General features: G+C 42.6%; 13 protein-coding genes. 6 read left to right on the plus strand and 7 right to left on the minus strand.

Translation table 11 applies throughout. The annotated features are described in order from the left end of the window. The first annotated feature begins 35 nt into the window (after positions 1–35). From IPM95_15715 to IPM95_15735, 5 genes are all read left to right on the plus strand, one after another. Positions 36–1,013, plus strand: a complete 978-nt coding sequence (locus tag IPM95_15715) for an HTH domain-containing protein (GenBank protein MBK9330704.1) — start codon at positions 36–38, stop codon at positions 1,011–1,013. 79 nt (positions 1,014–1,092) lie between these two features. Beyond that, positions 1,093–3,738: an AsmA family protein gene (locus IPM95_15720; protein ID MBK9330705.1), complete on the plus strand. Its 2,646-nt coding sequence runs from the start codon at positions 1,093–1,095 to the stop codon at positions 3,736–3,738. Between the two features lie 167 nt (positions 3,739–3,905). Continuing rightward, positions 3,906–4,745, plus strand: coding sequence for a transketolase (locus tag IPM95_15725; protein MBK9330706.1), 840 nt, complete (start codon positions 3,906–3,908; stop codon positions 4,743–4,745). A gap of 44 nt (positions 4,746–4,789) precedes the next feature. Next, entirely contained in the window at positions 4,790–5,752 is a 963-nt protein-coding gene (locus IPM95_15730) for a transketolase family protein (protein MBK9330707.1), read from the plus strand. A 6-nt stretch (positions 5,753–5,758) separates the two neighbouring features. Then, the gene (locus tag IPM95_15735) at positions 5,759–6,853 is read left to right on the plus strand and encodes a sterol desaturase family protein (GenBank protein MBK9330708.1); all 1,095 of its coding nucleotides are present in this window, start codon (positions 5,759–5,761) and stop codon (positions 6,851–6,853) included. Positions 6,854–6,862: 9 nt separating this feature from the next. On the opposite strand, the gene IPM95_15740 is transcribed toward IPM95_15735, so the two are convergent. The 7 genes from IPM95_15740 to IPM95_15770 all read right to left on the minus strand — a co-directional run bounded on the left by IPM95_15740 (position 6,863) and on the right by IPM95_15770 (position 15,683). Next, on the minus strand, positions 6,863–8,299 hold the full coding sequence (locus IPM95_15740) for a membrane dipeptidase (protein ID MBK9330709.1): 1,437 nt from the start codon (positions 8,297–8,299) through the stop codon (positions 6,863–6,865). A 139-nt stretch (positions 8,300–8,438) separates the two neighbouring features. Continuing rightward, positions 8,439–9,857, minus strand: a complete 1,419-nt coding sequence (locus IPM95_15745; GenBank protein ID MBK9330710.1) for an amidase — start codon at positions 9,855–9,857, stop codon at positions 8,439–8,441. A 23-nt stretch (positions 9,858–9,880) separates the two neighbouring features. Then, positions 9,881–11,305, minus strand: coding sequence for an arylsulfatase (locus IPM95_15750; protein ID MBK9330711.1), 1,425 nt, complete (start codon positions 11,303–11,305; stop codon positions 9,881–9,883). Positions 11,306–11,323: 18 nt separating this feature from the next. Continuing rightward, positions 11,324–11,923, minus strand: coding sequence for a hypothetical protein (locus IPM95_15755; protein MBK9330712.1), 600 nt, complete (start codon positions 11,921–11,923; stop codon positions 11,324–11,326). Between the two features lie 195 nt (positions 11,924–12,118). After that, positions 12,119–12,697, minus strand: a complete 579-nt coding sequence (locus IPM95_15760; GenBank protein MBK9330713.1) for a class II aldolase/adducin family protein — start codon at positions 12,695–12,697, stop codon at positions 12,119–12,121. 5 nt (positions 12,698–12,702) lie between these two features. Beyond that, complete coding sequence (locus IPM95_15765) at positions 12,703–14,232, minus strand: FGGY-family carbohydrate kinase (protein ID MBK9330714.1); 1,530 nt, start codon at positions 14,230–14,232, stop codon at positions 12,703–12,705. Next, entirely contained in the window at positions 14,232–15,683 is a 1,452-nt protein-coding gene (locus IPM95_15770; protein ID MBK9330715.1) for an aminotransferase class III-fold pyridoxal phosphate-dependent enzyme, read from the minus strand. The genes IPM95_15765 and IPM95_15770 overlap by 1 nt, the downstream gene beginning before the upstream one ends. Positions 15,684–15,801: 118 nt before the next feature. Here IPM95_15770 and IPM95_15775 point away from each other — a divergent pair, with 118 nt between their 5' ends. Further along, entirely contained in the window at positions 15,802–16,383 is a 582-nt protein-coding gene (locus tag IPM95_15775) for a Crp/Fnr family transcriptional regulator (protein ID MBK9330716.1), read from the plus strand. The last annotated feature ends 29 nt before the right edge of the window (positions 16,384–16,412 follow it).

A 16,412-nucleotide genomic window follows, 5' to 3' on the forward strand; every position in this document is an offset into this window, starting at 1 on the left:
CATTTGTTTACACTTTACTGTAAACTGTAAACTAAATGAAATCTAAACAAAAGATAATCAACCTATTAAAAAATAGAAAAGAATTGCAATCTGGTGAAATTGCTGACGAGACTGGCTTTTCACGGCAATATATTCATCGTGTTTTAAATGAATTGTTAGAAGAAAATATAGTGATTAAAGTTGGCAGACCGCCTTTAACGTACTATAAATGTAGCGAACCGGAAATAATAAAGGCAAGTGTACACATACCAAAAGAGCAACAACTTTTCTTGCAACAACATTTTTTGTGGATTTCTGAAAAAGGTGAAAAACTAGAAGGCAAAGAAGCAATGGAAGTTTGGTGCAAACGCCAAAAATTACCTTTTGAAAAAACGGTTGACGAATATATCAACACTCGAAAAAAATATCTCAAATTTTATAACAATGAAATTTACATTGATGGAACACAGAAATTAATAAATACAGTTGGATTTGAGAAAATTGGAATTGACAAAATGATGTATTTAGATTTTTATGCAATTGAGCGTTTTGGAAAAACAAGATTAGGAACATTGATGCACTATGCCAAGCAAGGTCAGAATAAAACATTAATGGCGCAAATTGTTGAAGAAACAAAAGACACCATTCATCAGATTGTTAAAGAAATAAAACCAGATGCGATTTTATTTGTGCCACCAACAATAAAACGGGAAATACAAATAATGCATTATCTGAAAAAACATCTTGCTGTAAATAAAATAGAAATCGATGTTCAAAAGGTTAAATCTGAGATAGTAATCCCACAAAAAGCATTATCGAAAATTAATGAAAGAATTGCCAATACACAAATGAGCTTTTTGGTTCGTGAAAAAATTCATTATAAAAAAATTCTGTTGATAGATGATGCCATCGGCTCGGGTGCAACCATGAATGAGATTGCCAATAAAATAAAGGACAAAGGTATTACCAAACAAGTATTGGGTTTAGCCATTACAGGTAGCTACAAAGGGTTTGAAGTGATTAGTGAGTTGTAGCTTTTATTGTAAATAATGTTAATCCTAACAATTACAAAAAAAGAAAAGTGTATCTTGAAGCATTAAATATATAATTCGTATGAAGAAGTTTTATTATGTGTTTGTTGGTTTGATATTTTTATTGATTACAGCAGCCGTTGCTCTTCCATTTCTATTCAAAGATAAAATTATTGCTAAAGCAAAAGAACAGATCGGAAACTATATTGACGCCAAAACCGATTTTGAAAGCATTGACTTATCCCTGCTGAAAAACATCCGGAATTTTCCAAATATCGCATTAGGCATAGACAATCTGGTCATCATCGGCAACGCTCCGTTTGAGGGCGATACGCTGCTGAACCTCGGGAATGCAAAAGTTTCACTGGACCTGATGAGCATACTCAAAGGAAACGAATACAAGGTAGAACAAATAGAATTAAGCGACGTTGCCTTAAATGCCATTGTGAACAAAGACGGATTGGAAAACTGGAATATAGTGAAGCAATCCAAAGATACCAGTGCAGATAAGCCCTTTAAACTGGCTCTGAATAAACTAATATTGTCCAATGTCAATCTGACTTACGACGACCTGAAAAACGACAACCATCTAAAACTCGATAACTTACAACACACGGGCAAAGGAGATTTTACGGCGGATGTGTTCGACTATACATCCCAAACCGATATACAAAAGATAAACTTTTCGCAAGGGATTATCTCCTATCTCAAAAATGCCACTCTTGCTTTCGACAGCAAACTGACTATCGACCAGCAAAAAAAGAAGTATTCCTTTAAAGATAATAAACTTTCCCTGAATGATCTGGGCTTGCTGTTCAATGGTTTTATAGAAATGCCGGACAGTACACAAACAAAAATGGATATCACCTTCAAAGCAGACAAAACCACTTTTAAATCCCTGTTATCATTAATTCCTGCGATTTATGCGAAAGATTTTGATGCCGTAAAGACGTCCGGTAATTTAGCACTGGACGGCATGCTGAAAGGTGTCTATCAGCGTAACTCTTATCCTGCATTTGCATTAAACATAAAAGTGGACAACGGAAAATTCCAGTATCCGAACCTGCCCACCGCCGTAAGCGATATCTTTATAGATGCGCATGTTAAAAATGCCGGCGGCAGTCTCGATAACACCGTTGTAAACATTCCTGACTTACGGCTCAGAATGGCGAACGAGCCTGTTGTGGCCCGCTTAAATGTAACCACACCGGTTTCCGACCCTGCTGTCGATTTATCTGCAAAAGGAAAAATCAATTTACCGGATATACAAAAATTCTACCCGTTGGATGGTGTACAGAAGTTAGCCGGAAATGCGAATGTGGATATCACATTAAAAGCAAAAAAATCGGATGTAGATGCAAAACGTTATCAAAACATCCAGGCTGCCGGAAATATCTCCGCCACCGGTATAGAATACGCGTCCAAAGACGTGCCGAAGCCTGTTTCCGTGAGGAATCTGTTACTAAATTTTTCACCTCAGTTTGTTGAAGTCACCGAATGTAAGGCAGCCATAGGAAAGAGTGATTTTGACATCAAGGGAAAACTGGAAAATGTAATTGGGTATCTGTTATCAAAAGATGCCGTCATTGCCGGAAATGTATCCATTGCATCCAACAGGTTAGATACCAATGAGTTTTTACCGGACTCTACCGCTGCCAACAAACCCAAATCACAGAAGGCCAAAGAAGTGGTCCGCCTTCCCAAAAACATTGACTTTACAGGCGTTGCCACTATCGGCGAATTACTGTATGATAAACTGGTTTTGAAAAACGTAGCAGGCAAAATCAACCTGAAGGACGAACAGCTCAACTTAAACAATCTGACGGCTAATCTTTTAGGCGGTTCGGCTACCGTCAGCGGGTACTATAATACAAAGAATGACATCCCGACCGGTAACCTGACCTATAACATCCAGAATTTTGATGTACAGCAGGTTTATACCTATGTGGGCAGCATGAAACAGGCGGCGCCGATTATGAAATATGTGAACGGCAGTTTTGGATCCAATATGAACATGCAAATGGCAATCAATCCGGATTTATCACCCGACATGAATTCCCTGAACGGAACGGCAAGCCTCAAAATGCCATTGGCGAATGTAACCGGCGTTCCCGCTCTGCAGAAAATCGTAGAACAGACCAAACTCAAACAACTGGAAAATCTGCGCATCGAAAATCTGGATATCAAAACAACGGTGGCAAACGGCCGGATTTTAGTTGCACCGTTTGAAACAAAAGTGAACAACCTGAAGATGACCATCGGCGGCTCACAGGGTCTGGACCAGACCATGGATTATGCCGTTGCAATTGATGTTCCGTGGAAAGAATTAGGGCAAGCCTCCAATTTTGCGCAGGGGCTGTTAGCTAAAAATCCGATTCCGCAACTGAACGGCATGGTGCCCGAAATCATCCGGTTGAATATGAAAATCGGTGGCACCTTCAAAGACCCTAAAATCACGATGGGAAAACCGGACGGTACTACCGGCGCCGGAACGATGAAAGATGTAGTGAAAGAGCAGGTGCAGCAGCAGGTACAACAACTCAAGGAGGAAGCCCAAACGCAGGCCAAACAGACACTGGATACCCTTAAAACACAAGTGCAGCAGGAGGTGAAAAATAAAGTACAGGAAATCCTGACCGGACAGAAAGACACCACCAGATCCGGCAATCCTGTAAACAATATCAAAGATGCGGTAAAAGACAAGATTAAGATTAAGCTTCCGTGGTAAGTTTTGGAAAGAACTATTCTGAAATTCCGGAATAGTTATTCCTGAGTGTATAAAACTTTTCCGTTCATCCATCTTTTATTTTAATATTTTTGTGTGTCTTTCTGATTCCAGAATTTTTTTGGAGCAGAAACCGATTCAATTGATTACAGACCACTTACCCCTAAAGCATGCAAATAGCCGAACTTCAACAAACAGCCTCACAGGTACGCAGAGATATTATCCGCATGGTACACCAATGCAAGAGCGGACATCCGGGCGGCTCGCTGGGCTGCGCCGATTTTATGACGGCCCTTTATTTTGAAATCATGGACGTAAACACCGATTTCAAGATGGACGGCATTGGTGAAGATTTATTCTTCCTGTCAAACGGTCATGTTTCACCATTATTTTATAGTGTACTCGCACGCAGAGGTTTTTTTGATGTAAAAGAACTGGGCACCTTCCGTCATATCAACACCCGCTTACAGGGCCACCCGACGACACACGAAGGACTGCCCGGCATTCGCATTGCCAGCGGTTCTTTAGGACAAGGCATTTCAGTAGCGATTGGTGCGGCATTGGCAAAAAAATTAAACGGTGATGACAGACTGGTGTATGTGCTGACCGGCGACGGCGAATTGCAGGAAGGACAAATCTGGGAAGCGGCCATTTTTGCTGCGGCTAAAAAAGTAGATAATTTAATCGTTACCGTTGACTGGAACGATGCACAGATAGATGGCTCCACACAGCAGGTGTGCGACCTCGGTGATTTGCCTGCTAAGTTTAAAGCCTTTGGCTGGGAAGTGCTGGAAATGAAAGGCAATGTGATGGAAGATGTGGTGTTTACGCTCACGCAGGCACAACTGAAAGCGAAACAAGGCAAACCGATTGTGATCTTAATGCGTACTGAAATGGGCTTTGGGGTTGACTTTATGATGGGCACGCACAAATGGCACGGCAGCGCACCGAACGACGAACAGAAAGACAAAGCACTTGCACAACTGGAAGAAACGGTGGGAGATTATTAGAGCGAGATGATTCGCTAATTTGAAAAAAGCACAAAAAAATAAAAATGAGTTTACAAAACATCACCTTCACCGATAAAAAAGATACACGCTCCGGTTTTGGTGTGGGTATTCACGAAGCAGGAGAAGCCAACCCGAATGTTGTGGCCATGTGCGCCGACCTCGTAGGTTCACTGAAACTGGAAAAATTCATCGAAGACTTTCCGGAACGCTTTGTGCAAACCGGCATCGCGGAAGCCAATATGATTGGCATCGCGGCTGGCTTAACCATCGGTGGAAAAATTCCGGTGGCCACCACCTTCGCCAATTTCGGCACCGGCCGTGTGTACGACCAGATTCGCCAGAGCGTAGCCTATTCCGGCAAAAATGTAAAAATCTGCTGTTCTCATGCAGGTCTGACTTTAGGGGAAGACGGCGCCACGCATCAGATTCTGGAAGATATAGGACTGATGAAAATGCTGCCGCACATGACCGTCGTTGTTCCCTGCGATTACAACCAAACAAGGTTGGCCACCAAGGCGATCATTGAACGGGTTGGACCAACGTATCTGCGTTTCGGCCGTCCGGTATGGCCCATCTTTACGGCTGCTGAAGACCCGACGTTTGAAATCGGAAAAGCTCAATTTTTATCAGAAGGAACGGACGTAACGGTTATAGCTTGTGGTCATTTAGTTTGGCATGCTGTGGTGGCAGGGCAGGAACTGGAAAAGCGCGGTATTTCCGTTGAGGTGATTAATATGCACACGATAAAACCACTGGATGTGGATGCGATTCTGAAATCCGTTGGAAAAACAAAATGTGTGGTAACGGCCGAAGAGCATCAGCGCAATGGCGGCTTGGGCGATGCAGTGGCGCAGGTGCTGATTCAAAACAAACCATATCCTCAGGAATATGTGGCGGTAAATGATTCGTTCGGCGAAAGCGGAACACCGGATCAGTTGCTGGAAAAATACGGTCTGATGCCGAAAGATATCATTGCTGCTGCAGAAAAGGTGATGGCAAGAAAATAACCATAGATGGAGAATATTCTGTCAGGAATAAATACCTACAATGCTTATCTGGTGATAGGCATCATTATATTCTTCAGTATGCTGGAAATCATCTCCGGACGATTACAAAACTCCTCGAAGAATTTCAACGACTGGATACAGGAAGCTGGCGGTTTTATGGTGCTGTCACTGGTCATCAAACCTTTAACCGTTGTGGCGGTTTTTGCCCTTGGAAATTCCTTATTCAGCTCATACAACAACTCCCTCAGCCAGGTAAGTATCTGGATTCTGTTGCCGGTTTATTTGCTGGTGGATGACTTTCTGCAATACTGGTATCACCGGAGCGGACACGAATATGATTTTTTATGGAAACTGCATCGCTCTCATCATCAGGCAGAAGAAATGGGCTTTTTTATTTCCTACCGCAATGCCGGATTATACTATGTGCTGATGCCGAATCTCTGGTGGATGGGCATCCTGACTTTTCTGGGTGGCGGTGTCGCTGTCGCCGTTGGCCTGGTGCTGAAACAACTGGTCATCATCAGTTCGCACAGCACCGTACTATGGGACAAACCCCTGTATAAAATTAAATTCCTGAATCTGTTACTGAGTGTTGTTGAACGAATCATTGTCACACCGGCCTTTCATCATGCCCATCACGGAAAATCAAAACTGGATGGCATCAGCGATCCGAACGGGAATTACGGGAATATGTTCTCGATTTGGGATCAGTTGTTTAATACCGCTGTTTTTACAAGAAAATATCCGGCGAGTTATGGTTTACAGAATGACCCGAAAGAACACTGGACAGAAAGCTATTTCTATCCTATGGTAAAATCAAAGAACGACAACAGCGAACTTTCAAAGATTTACGATAAAGGATTTACCAAAACGGCTGAGCCGGTGCTTGTTGAATTAAAAAAAGGCGAACCCTATTTATGGTGCAAATGCGGCAGAAGCAAAACCCAGCCTTTCTGTGATGGCTCCCATCACGGCACAAAACATAAACCTGTTTTGTTTGAGGCTAAAAAGGATGGAGTGGTAAGATTGTGTAACTGCAAACTCACAAAGAGCAGCCCGTTTTGCGATAACTCGCATTTACCTCTAACGAATAAGAATTAAAACAAGAACTTATACAAAAAACTTCTTGTAAAAATCCATCGCATTTTTATAAAATACCTTTTCAATGATTTGTACCGGCGTATAGCCATACCACAACTCTTTCTGATATTTGTTTTTTTCGAGATAATCCAGTAAATCATGCAGCAGCAAAGGCATTTTCGATGCCGATTCATATGGGTCAATATGGGTAATGGTACCGTCAAAGTCTGTTCGGATGGCAATCATATCCCATCCGGATTTTTTGCCCACCGCTTTCACCAGCTGGAAGGCGTTGTCCAGAAACAACTGCGCAAACTCACGGCGTTTTTTTTCCGCATCCGGTATCTCACCGATGGCTTTGATCAAATCCAGGCCGCCCAGGTTTCCTTTATCCATCATCAAACCAATCAGCCCTTCCGAGTCATGGATGATGCGCGCCTCTTCATCAGAAATATTGATACTCCACTTATACAATCGGGCCTTACGGGCCTTAACCATAATATCATTCTGGCGTATCGATGAATCGAGCGTTTTAAAACCGCTGGCACAGGCATGACTGCTGATGACCGGAATCTTGTGCTTTGGATTTAAATAATTGTGGTTGCCGATAAACGCGTAATATTCTTTTCGGGCAGCCACACTCATGTGTTTGGTATCTATTAAAATACGCTTGCCGTTATTAGCGCTGAGCAGCTCTCTTATCACATGCCATCCAGCCTCGGTAATGCCTTTGTTTTTTCCTTTATTCTGATTCACCAGTCCATTGATAGGCCTTTTAAAACTGGTGGCATGTCCGCATAAATGATTCCAGAAATGATGTGCCAGGTTTATTACAAAAGGCGGATATTCCCAGTTCTTTATTGTCCGTATATTCTCCGTCATTTGCTTTATCAGCGCATCTTTCGGAATCTGGTCTGTCGTTGGTGCTCCGGTACCCAGTACATGAGCGCCCTCTATGGTTACAATACCGATAAGTGTATTTTCCATTTTCAGGGCCTGTTCCAGTTCCTTATAATTATTCACCAGCACAAATTCGCTTTTGCCATCCGGGCTTTTTCCCTGCTGATTTTTTACATATTCATATTCTGCGAGCAAGTCTTCAAAATAGTTATACTGTTTCTTTTGAAAAGCAATAGAGCTGGCGGCATAACCGGTAATCACTTCCTGTGCGATATTGATTCTTCTTTTACCGACTAATATCTTAGGAATATTGCGAAGATGCAAAAAACCTCTTTCTGTCGGATATAAAGACAACTGAAACACGCGAACATTTCCGGCAGCCATGGCGTCCAGATTGCATTGCGATTCCATGTGAATATGCGTCACCAGTTCACTGATGGATTGCGCAACTTTTCCGTCAATCTTATGCTGTATGGAATCCCACATATTTGCCGCAGGTTCAGGGTGTCCGGAATTGAAAGACTTTAAATTGGGATGACAGTGAATATCTATGGTAAACATTTTCATTAAAAAAATTTCAGAGAGAATAATTCTAAAAGTAAGCATCCATAAATGAAAAACAACATTCTGTTTCTTAAAATTATGATAAAAATTCAATGCACACCTTAAGCAGTATTTTCTGAAACCTTACAAAAAAATGATGGAATTATTTGCTGTACGGAACATTTGCCAAACAGGTAAACCGTTTCGCCTCTTCCATTTCGTATGCCAGTTCCAGTAAGATACGTTCCTGTCCCGACATAGCTGCAAACTGCACACCAACAGGCAAACCGTCTCTGCTCAGTCCCATAGGCAATGAAATGGCGGGCGCTCCGGTTATATTTTGGGTGGTGGTGAAATTGATATAACTGTTCAGTTTCATAATCACATCAATCGTATCCACCTCTGTGCCGAAATGCCCGATGGGAGGTGCCGGATGGGATAAGGTCGGACTCAGCAACACATCATATTTTTCAAACAACTGATTATAATCGTTGGTGTGATTTTTCAGATTACGGATACTTGTGGCGGCACGAACAGAAAGCAATGGGAAAAATCCGCCTAATTGTTTCGTGAATTTCGCCGTTTTGAAATGATTGAAAGAAAAACCAACCGTTACATATTCGTTCAACATGGCGGCAAAAGAAAGGAACGACCAGTATATCATAAAATCTCGTGTAATCTTATGTTCAAATGGATTGCCGATATAACTTACTTCATGCCCCAGTTGCTCGCATAATTTTCCGGTTTGTAAAACGGTGTCTGTCACATCACTGTGGCTTTCCACTCCCGTAGAGGATTTTGTAAATAATGCTATGCGCAATCGTTTTTTACCGGCATGCCGGACCTGTCCAATCGGCAACAAATCCGGGTTTTTATGGTATTGCTCCAACCCGGCCATATAAGCAGCCGTATCCCTCACCGTTCTGCTCACAATTCCATCCTGCGTGATATCCAACGGCACCAGCTGTGTCATGGAAATAATGTTTCTGCCTCTCGATGGTTTTAATCCTACCAGTCCGCAACAGGATGCGGGAACCCGGATGGAACCACCACCATCAGAAGCATGGGCAAATGGCACCACCCCTGCCGCTACCAGTGCACAGGCACCTGCCGAAGAACCGCCGGTGGAATGATCGGTATTCCAGGGATTTCTCGTCTCGCCATGCTGTAAGGTTTCCCCGCAAGGCAGCAATCCAAATTCGGATGTACTGCTTTTACCCAAGATCACACTGCCGGTGATGGATAAAATCTGGTCGACAATCTTATCATTTTTTTTCGCCGGTAATACTTTAAAGGCGCTCGAACCCTTTAAGGTGGGAAGGCCCTGCACATCGTTTAAGTCTTTTATAAAAGTAGGCACCCCCGCAAAGGTTCCGGTATGCGGCTGCCTGGAAGTTTCTATTGCCTTGGGGTAATCGTGATTTACGATGGCATTGATGACACCATCGGATGCTTTTGCTCGCTCGATGGCACAAGCGACAGCTTCCTGTGATGAAATTTCCCCTGCTTTAATTTTCATCGCAGTTTCTGAAGCATCCATATCGCCTAAGATGCCGATATGGTAAGTACTTATTTTGTTCATCTTAATAATTTTAGATACTCTCTCTAGAACTTGAATGCCGCATTGAATGTATGTGCCTTTCTCATTAATTCTATCATGTGTTTCAGAATTTCAGGATACTGCCCTGAGACATCTTTCGTTTCCGAAACATCTTTTTCCAGGTCATATAATTCTATTCTGGTCTTGGCGGAATGCATAACGTTTAATTTTATTGCTTTCCATTTACCCTCTCTTATCGCCTGCTTTCCGCCTTCTTCGTGAAACTCCCAATATAAATACGGGTGTTGCATCTGCAAGTCCAGCTGGTCAAATATAACAGAATAAAGAGAAACACCATCCACATTTTTAAGCGGCTCCGTATGAATGATATCAGCAAATGTCGGCATCAAATCCCAGTTAGCGGAGATGAAATCTGATTTGCCGGATTTTATTTTTCCTGGCCAACTCATGATAAGCGGAACGCGGATGCCTCCTTCGTATAGATCTCTTTTGTATCCTCTCAATCCGCCGTTGCTGTTGAAGTAATCGGGAGCGGCGCCGCCTTCTTTGTGGGGTCCGTTATCGGAGGTAAAGATGATGATGGTATTGTCGTAGATACCTTCTTCTTTCAGTTTTGCAATCATCTGTCCCACCTGATCATCCAGCACATTTATCATTGCTGCAAAAGCCGCCTTTGGTGATTTTTGTGCATCGTAGGCACCAAACCTCGTTGCTACCTTAATCGTTTTAATTCCTTTATACGGTTGCTCTTCGCCAAATTTATCCTTGTATTTTGACATATAGGATTCAGGTGCTGCCAATTCCGCGTGTGGTATCGTGGTGGGCAAATACAGGAAGAAAGGGCGATTCTTATTCCTCTCTATAAACGTCAGTACACTATCCTGAATCAAGGCTGGAGCGTACACATTATTACTGTAATGATTATTCTTGTTGATGAAAAATTTGTCATCGTTGTTCCAGAGATATTCGGGATAATAATTGTGCGCTGCAAGGTGCCCGTAATATCCGAAAAAAAAATCCGTTCCTTTGTTGATTACATCTCCGGAAGAACCAGGATAACCCAATCCCCATTTTCCAAACATGCCTGTAGTGTAGCCTTCTTTTTGGAACATTTGCTGTATGGTAACGTCGGCCTCCGGCAAAGGATAATCTCCTTCCTTATTGGTTTTCCTATTGCCTCTGATGCTTGCATGTCCGGTGTGTCTGCCGGTCAGCAAAGCGCAACGCGAAGGTGCACAAACCGGCGCTCCGGCATAATGCTGGGTGAAAAGCATACCCTCTTTTGCAAGCTGGTCAATGTTTGGCGTATGGAATTTAGTCTGGCCATAGCAACTTACATCACCGTAACCTAAATCATCCGCTACAATAAGAATAACATTGGGTAACAAAGGCGGAGGCCCCTGTTTCTTATTAAAACTGCTGAGCAATATGAAAATAAAAAGGAGCGTTATGGTGGATTTTATCTTCATTTTTATTCCGGCAGCAATTTACTTGTTTTTCTTCGCTTCTTTAGAATATTTGAACTGATAAAATTTATGCATCAGCCAGGCTTCCAGCTTATTTATGGATTTTGCACCCCCCAGGTATTCTGCTTCAATAAAAGCCTTGGAGGTTTTCTCCAGAAGTTGTGCAGCCACATACGCTTCTTCCATATCATTACCCATACAGATGCTCTTACCATCCGGCAGGATGGAAGCAAATCGCCCGCATAGCGAATGCTCGACATCTTTCTCGGATTTGGCAATGCGAACGGAAACACCTAACAGTTGAGCCTGGTCGTCTAAAATAGGAGGTATGTCGCGTCTTACCTTTGACGCATACTCCTGTTGTGTCAACAGGATAACCTGTATGTTTCTTCTTTTTGAGAAAATCCCGTGAAAGAAAGAATTGCTTTTATCCTCACTTATTTCCGATATTGTAAGGGACGCCAAAGAAGCGTTTTTATCGGTTAGTAAAATATCATTATTATCTAATCGAACGGCAATCTGAACGACCTCCACCTTTCCCCAGCTTTTATATCCTGCCCCCTGCTGTTCAAAATAGTTGGCTGCATTTAAGAGTATCTGTATCGCTTCTTCTTTGTTCATCAATATCTAATTTTTTAAACACATAGGCACATAGTTTTTTATTTATAGCATATTCAGACATTGCAATTCTGTTCATTCGTTCAGATACGCATAGCTGTAAGCAATGCTTACACTATGATTACTATAACAAACTACAAATTACTGCTTACCATTTTTACTATCTTTATTACTATGTCTCTATGTGTTTTACTATTATTATGCGACTTGTTTTTTTGAAGCAATGAAAAGTTCACAGGCTTTTTCCAGTGTTCGTGCCACTTCAAAGGCGTTTTCCAAAGAAGTGCCAATACACACCACGCCATGATTGGACATCAGCGCAGCATTCGATTGCCCGATAGCATTTTCGGTTTCCACCGTAATCTTTTTAGTGTTGGGCAATGCATAAGGAGCCGCTTTAATGATTTTAGCTCCCAATATCTTCTGATGCTCTTCATCCAGTACCACAACATCATTTTGCGCCGCCGCTACAATGGATGCATACATCTGGTGGGTATGAATGACGGCATTTATATTTGGCCGTGTTTTATATACCTGACAATGCAACTTCAACTCGGAAGATGGTTTTATACAACCCTCATACTTTAATGTATAAATATCCACCAGTACCATATCGTCGGGTGTCAGCTCATCATATTTCCTGCCGCTTGGCGTAATGACCATTTGATGGTCATTCACCCTAATGCTTACATTTCCCCATGTCCGTGCCACCAGTCCCTCTTTCAGCAATTGTTTGCCGGCATCGCATACCTGTAGTTTAATTATGTCAATATCCATTGCTATTATATTTCAAAGCGTGCGCTGTTAACACCGTCATAGGTTTTCCTCAATTGATGGAAAACCGATTTATATTTTCCAAACAGCAGATTGTAAATTTCTTTATTTTCAGTATGGGGGGTATAGTTAGCTGTTGTATGAATCAACTGCTGAATGTCACTAAAACTTTTACAGGTACCGCTGCCCACCATGGCACACATGGCAGCACCTAATGCGCCTGCATTTTTAGGCTGGGAAGTGGTAATAATTTTCCGCTGGGTGATATCGGCGATGATCTGCATCCATGTCTTATTAAAACAGCCACCCCCGGCAATCTTTAGCTCACGAATATCAAACCCAAAATCTTTTTCAAAATTTTCAATAGTCCACCGCAGGTTATAAGCTATCCCTTCAAAATGTGCACGTGTGATGTGACCCCGGCTGTGCTGATGCGATAAATTGAAAATAGTAGCCCGCGTTGTGGTACTGCTTACCGGGCATCGCTCACCTAAAAACCAAGGCGTTAGAATCAGATACTCTGCTCCTGCGGGAGTTTGTTTGAATTCGTTCTCCATCAACTCATACAATGCTGCCGGTGGCAGGGTTGATTTTTCATGTCTGTAAAATGTAGATAACAGCCACTCTGTATTGGCTCCGGCAGATTCAGTAATTCCCAATACTAAATTCATATCGGGATCTGCACTCTGCATGGTCATTGCCGAATTTTTAAACCCTCTGTCATTTGCTGTTGCAACACCCACCCAGGCAGAAGTACCCACGTAAATATGAGCTTCCCCCTCTTCGGTGGCAGTGGTGCCCAATGCGGCACTTTGTGTATCATCACAGCCTCCGTAAACGCTTATGCCTTCACATAAACCCATCTCCTGCGCTGCCTGTGCCGTCAGTTTTCCGGCTTCATCGATGGAGCGTATTAAATCCGGTAATTTATCCGTGCCGGCTCCTGTCAGTTTAAAAAATAACCGCTCCCAATCCTTCTTTTTTACACTAAATGAATAAGAGCAGGCACCTGACCATTCCGTCATCATCTTTCCTGTACATTTGTAACGCAGATAGCCGTTTACATCCAGAAATTTATAGGTATTGTTGAATATATCCGGACGGTTTTCTTTGAGCCAGAGCATTTTGGGAATGACATCTTTTCCCATCAGGGCGACACCGATAATAAGCTGGATTAATTTCTTGCCGCCAAACCGGTTCATGACTCGGCGGGATTGTTTTTCGGCTCTTCCGTCCACCCACGAAATATTCCGATGCAGCACATTGCCTGAATTATCTACCGGAATCAAACCCATAGCCTGAGTAGTAAATGCAATCCCTTTGATATCCTTCAAAGCAATCTGTGTATCAGCTATCATCTTTCGGGTAGTCTTGCAGACCGCCTCCCAGTAATCCTGCGGGTCCTGTTCCGCCCATCCCGGACGAGGCATATACAAAGGATATTCTTCTATTGCAGAAGCAATGATAGTTCCGGCTTCATCCACGAGAATGGATTTTACGCTGCTGGTTCCTACATCATATGCTAAAAAACAGCTCATTATTTCTGTACATTTTTAAACACCCTTTCAAACCGATTCAGCGCCTCGTCAATTACCTCATCCGTATCTGCCAGGCTCATATAAAGCCGGCTGCCGGCCAATGTAACAATACCTTCCGCCATATAGGCAGCTCCATATTCTTCCATCAGTTTTTTTCTGAGATCAATCTCTTGCAGCACCTGTATTATTTTCAGGTATTTGATCTTCACATACAATGTGCCGGCAGTTTCCAGGTGTACGATAGCACCCTGGTTGAACGCAACAAACGGCAAACCGTATTTATCAATAAGGGCATTTAATCCCTTGGTCAACCGATCACCTGCTCTTCCTGCTTTTTCACAGGCGTTGGTACGTTCGATTTCCATTAAGGTATGATAACCGGCGCAGCAGCTTAAGGGATTTCCGGCAAGCGTACCGCCCACCTTTACTTTTTTACCCCCTTCCAGCCCGGCCGCCAGCCCCTGCATATATTTTGCCTTGCCGCCAATACCGCCTGCGGAAGGATAACCACCCGCTACCACCTTTCCAAAAATAGTCAAATCCGGCATGACATTCAAATATCCCTGAGCACCGCTTAATCCTATTCGGAAGGCGGTAACAACTTCATCAAAAATCAACAACGCACCATACTTGTCGCAAAGAGCACGCACCTGGCTGCAATATTCCTTATACAAAGGATATGTGCCGCTTTCCGGACCCATCGGCTCCAGTATCACCGCAGCCGTTCCGCCTCTGAGCTGATTGATTCTCATTGTCCACTCCAATGCCTTAATATTATTCGGGGGGACAGATTGTGTGTGCCAGGAACTGGCAAACGGAATTCCTTTCGCATCAAAAATAAAAGTGCCGGGTATGCGAAGACTATACACCATCTGGTCGCTCCAGCCATGATAGGCGCCGCCCATCTTAATCACCTTCTTTTTACCGGTTACAAGACGCGCAAGACGCAAGGCGCCCATAACGGCTTCCGTACCGCTGCCCAGCATCCTGAACATCTCTACGGATGGCATATGTTTACAGATAACCTCTGCCAGTTTTAATTCATATTCATGAAACAATCCTGTAGAGGGGCCGCACTCATTGATCAATTCTATCGATTTCTGTTTAACCAATTCGTAATTGCTGCCCAAAACCGTAGGTCCGCCGGCTTGTAAAAAATCGATGTATTTGTTTCCGTCCACATCATACAGGTAAGCTCCTTCTGCTTTGGCAAAAGCAATGGGAAACGGATAATTAAAGGCAAGATTATGTTGTACGCCACCGGGAATATATTTCTTAGCCTCATCAATCATTTTTTTAGAGGACGTACATTTAGTTTGGAAATAATTCAGATACTCCTGCATGGCCTGTGGTTGGATCTGCTGCAATGGCAGGGCAACCAATTTATTCAGTTTCTCATAAATCGGTTTGATATCATGGTATTTGCTTATTGAAAATCCGGTAGAAGACATCTATTTATTTTTTATCTTTAGAAAGTAATTTGATTGCAAGATAGTGTGAACGACACCTTTGCCAAACAAAGTTGAGACAATAACAGATAGTATTGTTTGATAAAAGTCAAATAAAAAAATGAGTAAAAGCAACAAAAAATCATTCAGTGCCTTATTGAAGAAATATGAAGATCTTCCGGAAGACCTGGCCATCCATATTGAGTCTCTACTGGAAACAGTTGAACTGCCCAGAAAGACAATCTTACTGAAAGCGGGAAAGGTTTGTGATTATTTGTATTTTATGGAGAGGGGAATGGCACGAAACTATTTCACGGATGAAGGCAAAGAATTGACCAATGATATTGTAATTGAGGGCGAACTGCTGGTCTCTTTTTCAAGTTTCATTTCACGGGAACCTTCCAACGAGTCAATTGAATTGATTGAAGACAGCATTCTGCACGCCATCCATTACAATGATTTGCAGGAATTATACAGAACCTACCCTATCATGGAGCGCATAGGAAGAAAGATGGCCGAGTATCATTATAATTCTCTCGCATCCAGAACCTACCGTCTAAAATTCAGCAGCTCTGCCGAACGTTATGATTATCTTTTCAAGAATAAAATAGAAATCATTCGAAGGGCTCCTATTGGAATCATTGCCTCTTACTTAGGCATGACGTTTGAGACCTTAAGTCGTATTCGGAGTAATTACGATTAAACCTTTGCTGTTTTTCAGCGTCTAATGTG

The sequence above is a fragment of the Sphingobacteriales bacterium genome, assembly GCA_016719635.1.
Classification (GTDB): Bacteria; Bacteroidota; Bacteroidia; order Chitinophagales; family JADIYW01; genus JADJSS01.

Coding starts and splice junctions, on each gene's coding strand:
- IPM95_15715 (MBK9330704.1), top strand. CDS start 36: ATGAAATCTAAACAAAAGATAATCAACCTATTAAAAAATAGAAAAGAA.
- IPM95_15720 (MBK9330705.1), top strand. CDS start 1,093: ATGAAGAAGTTTTATTATGTGTTTGTTGGTTTGATATTTTTATTGATT.
- IPM95_15725 (MBK9330706.1), top strand. CDS start 3,906: ATGCAAATAGCCGAACTTCAACAAACAGCCTCACAGGTACGCAGAGAT.
- IPM95_15730 (MBK9330707.1), top strand. CDS start 4,790: ATGAGTTTACAAAACATCACCTTCACCGATAAAAAAGATACACGCTCC.
- IPM95_15735 (MBK9330708.1), top strand. CDS start 5,759: ATGGAGAATATTCTGTCAGGAATAAATACCTACAATGCTTATCTGGTG.
- IPM95_15740 (MBK9330709.1), bottom strand. CDS start 8,299: ATGAAAATGTTTACCATAGATATTCACTGTCATCCCAATTTAAAGTCT.
- IPM95_15745 (MBK9330710.1), bottom strand. CDS start 9,857: ATGAACAAAATAAGTACTTACCATATCGGCATCTTAGGCGATATGGAT.
- IPM95_15750 (MBK9330711.1), bottom strand. CDS start 11,305: ATGAAGATAAAATCCACCATAACGCTCCTTTTTATTTTCATATTGCTC.
- IPM95_15755 (MBK9330712.1), bottom strand. CDS start 11,923: ATGAACAAAGAAGAAGCGATACAGATACTCTTAAATGCAGCCAACTAT.
- IPM95_15760 (MBK9330713.1), bottom strand. CDS start 12,697: ATGGATATTGACATAATTAAACTACAGGTATGCGATGCCGGCAAACAA.
- IPM95_15765 (MBK9330714.1), bottom strand. CDS start 14,232: ATGAGCTGTTTTTTAGCATATGATGTAGGAACCAGCAGCGTAAAATCC.
- IPM95_15770 (MBK9330715.1), bottom strand. CDS start 15,683: ATGTCTTCTACCGGATTTTCAATAAGCAAATACCATGATATCAAACCG.
- IPM95_15775 (MBK9330716.1), top strand. CDS start 15,802: ATGAGTAAAAGCAACAAAAAATCATTCAGTGCCTTATTGAAGAAATAT.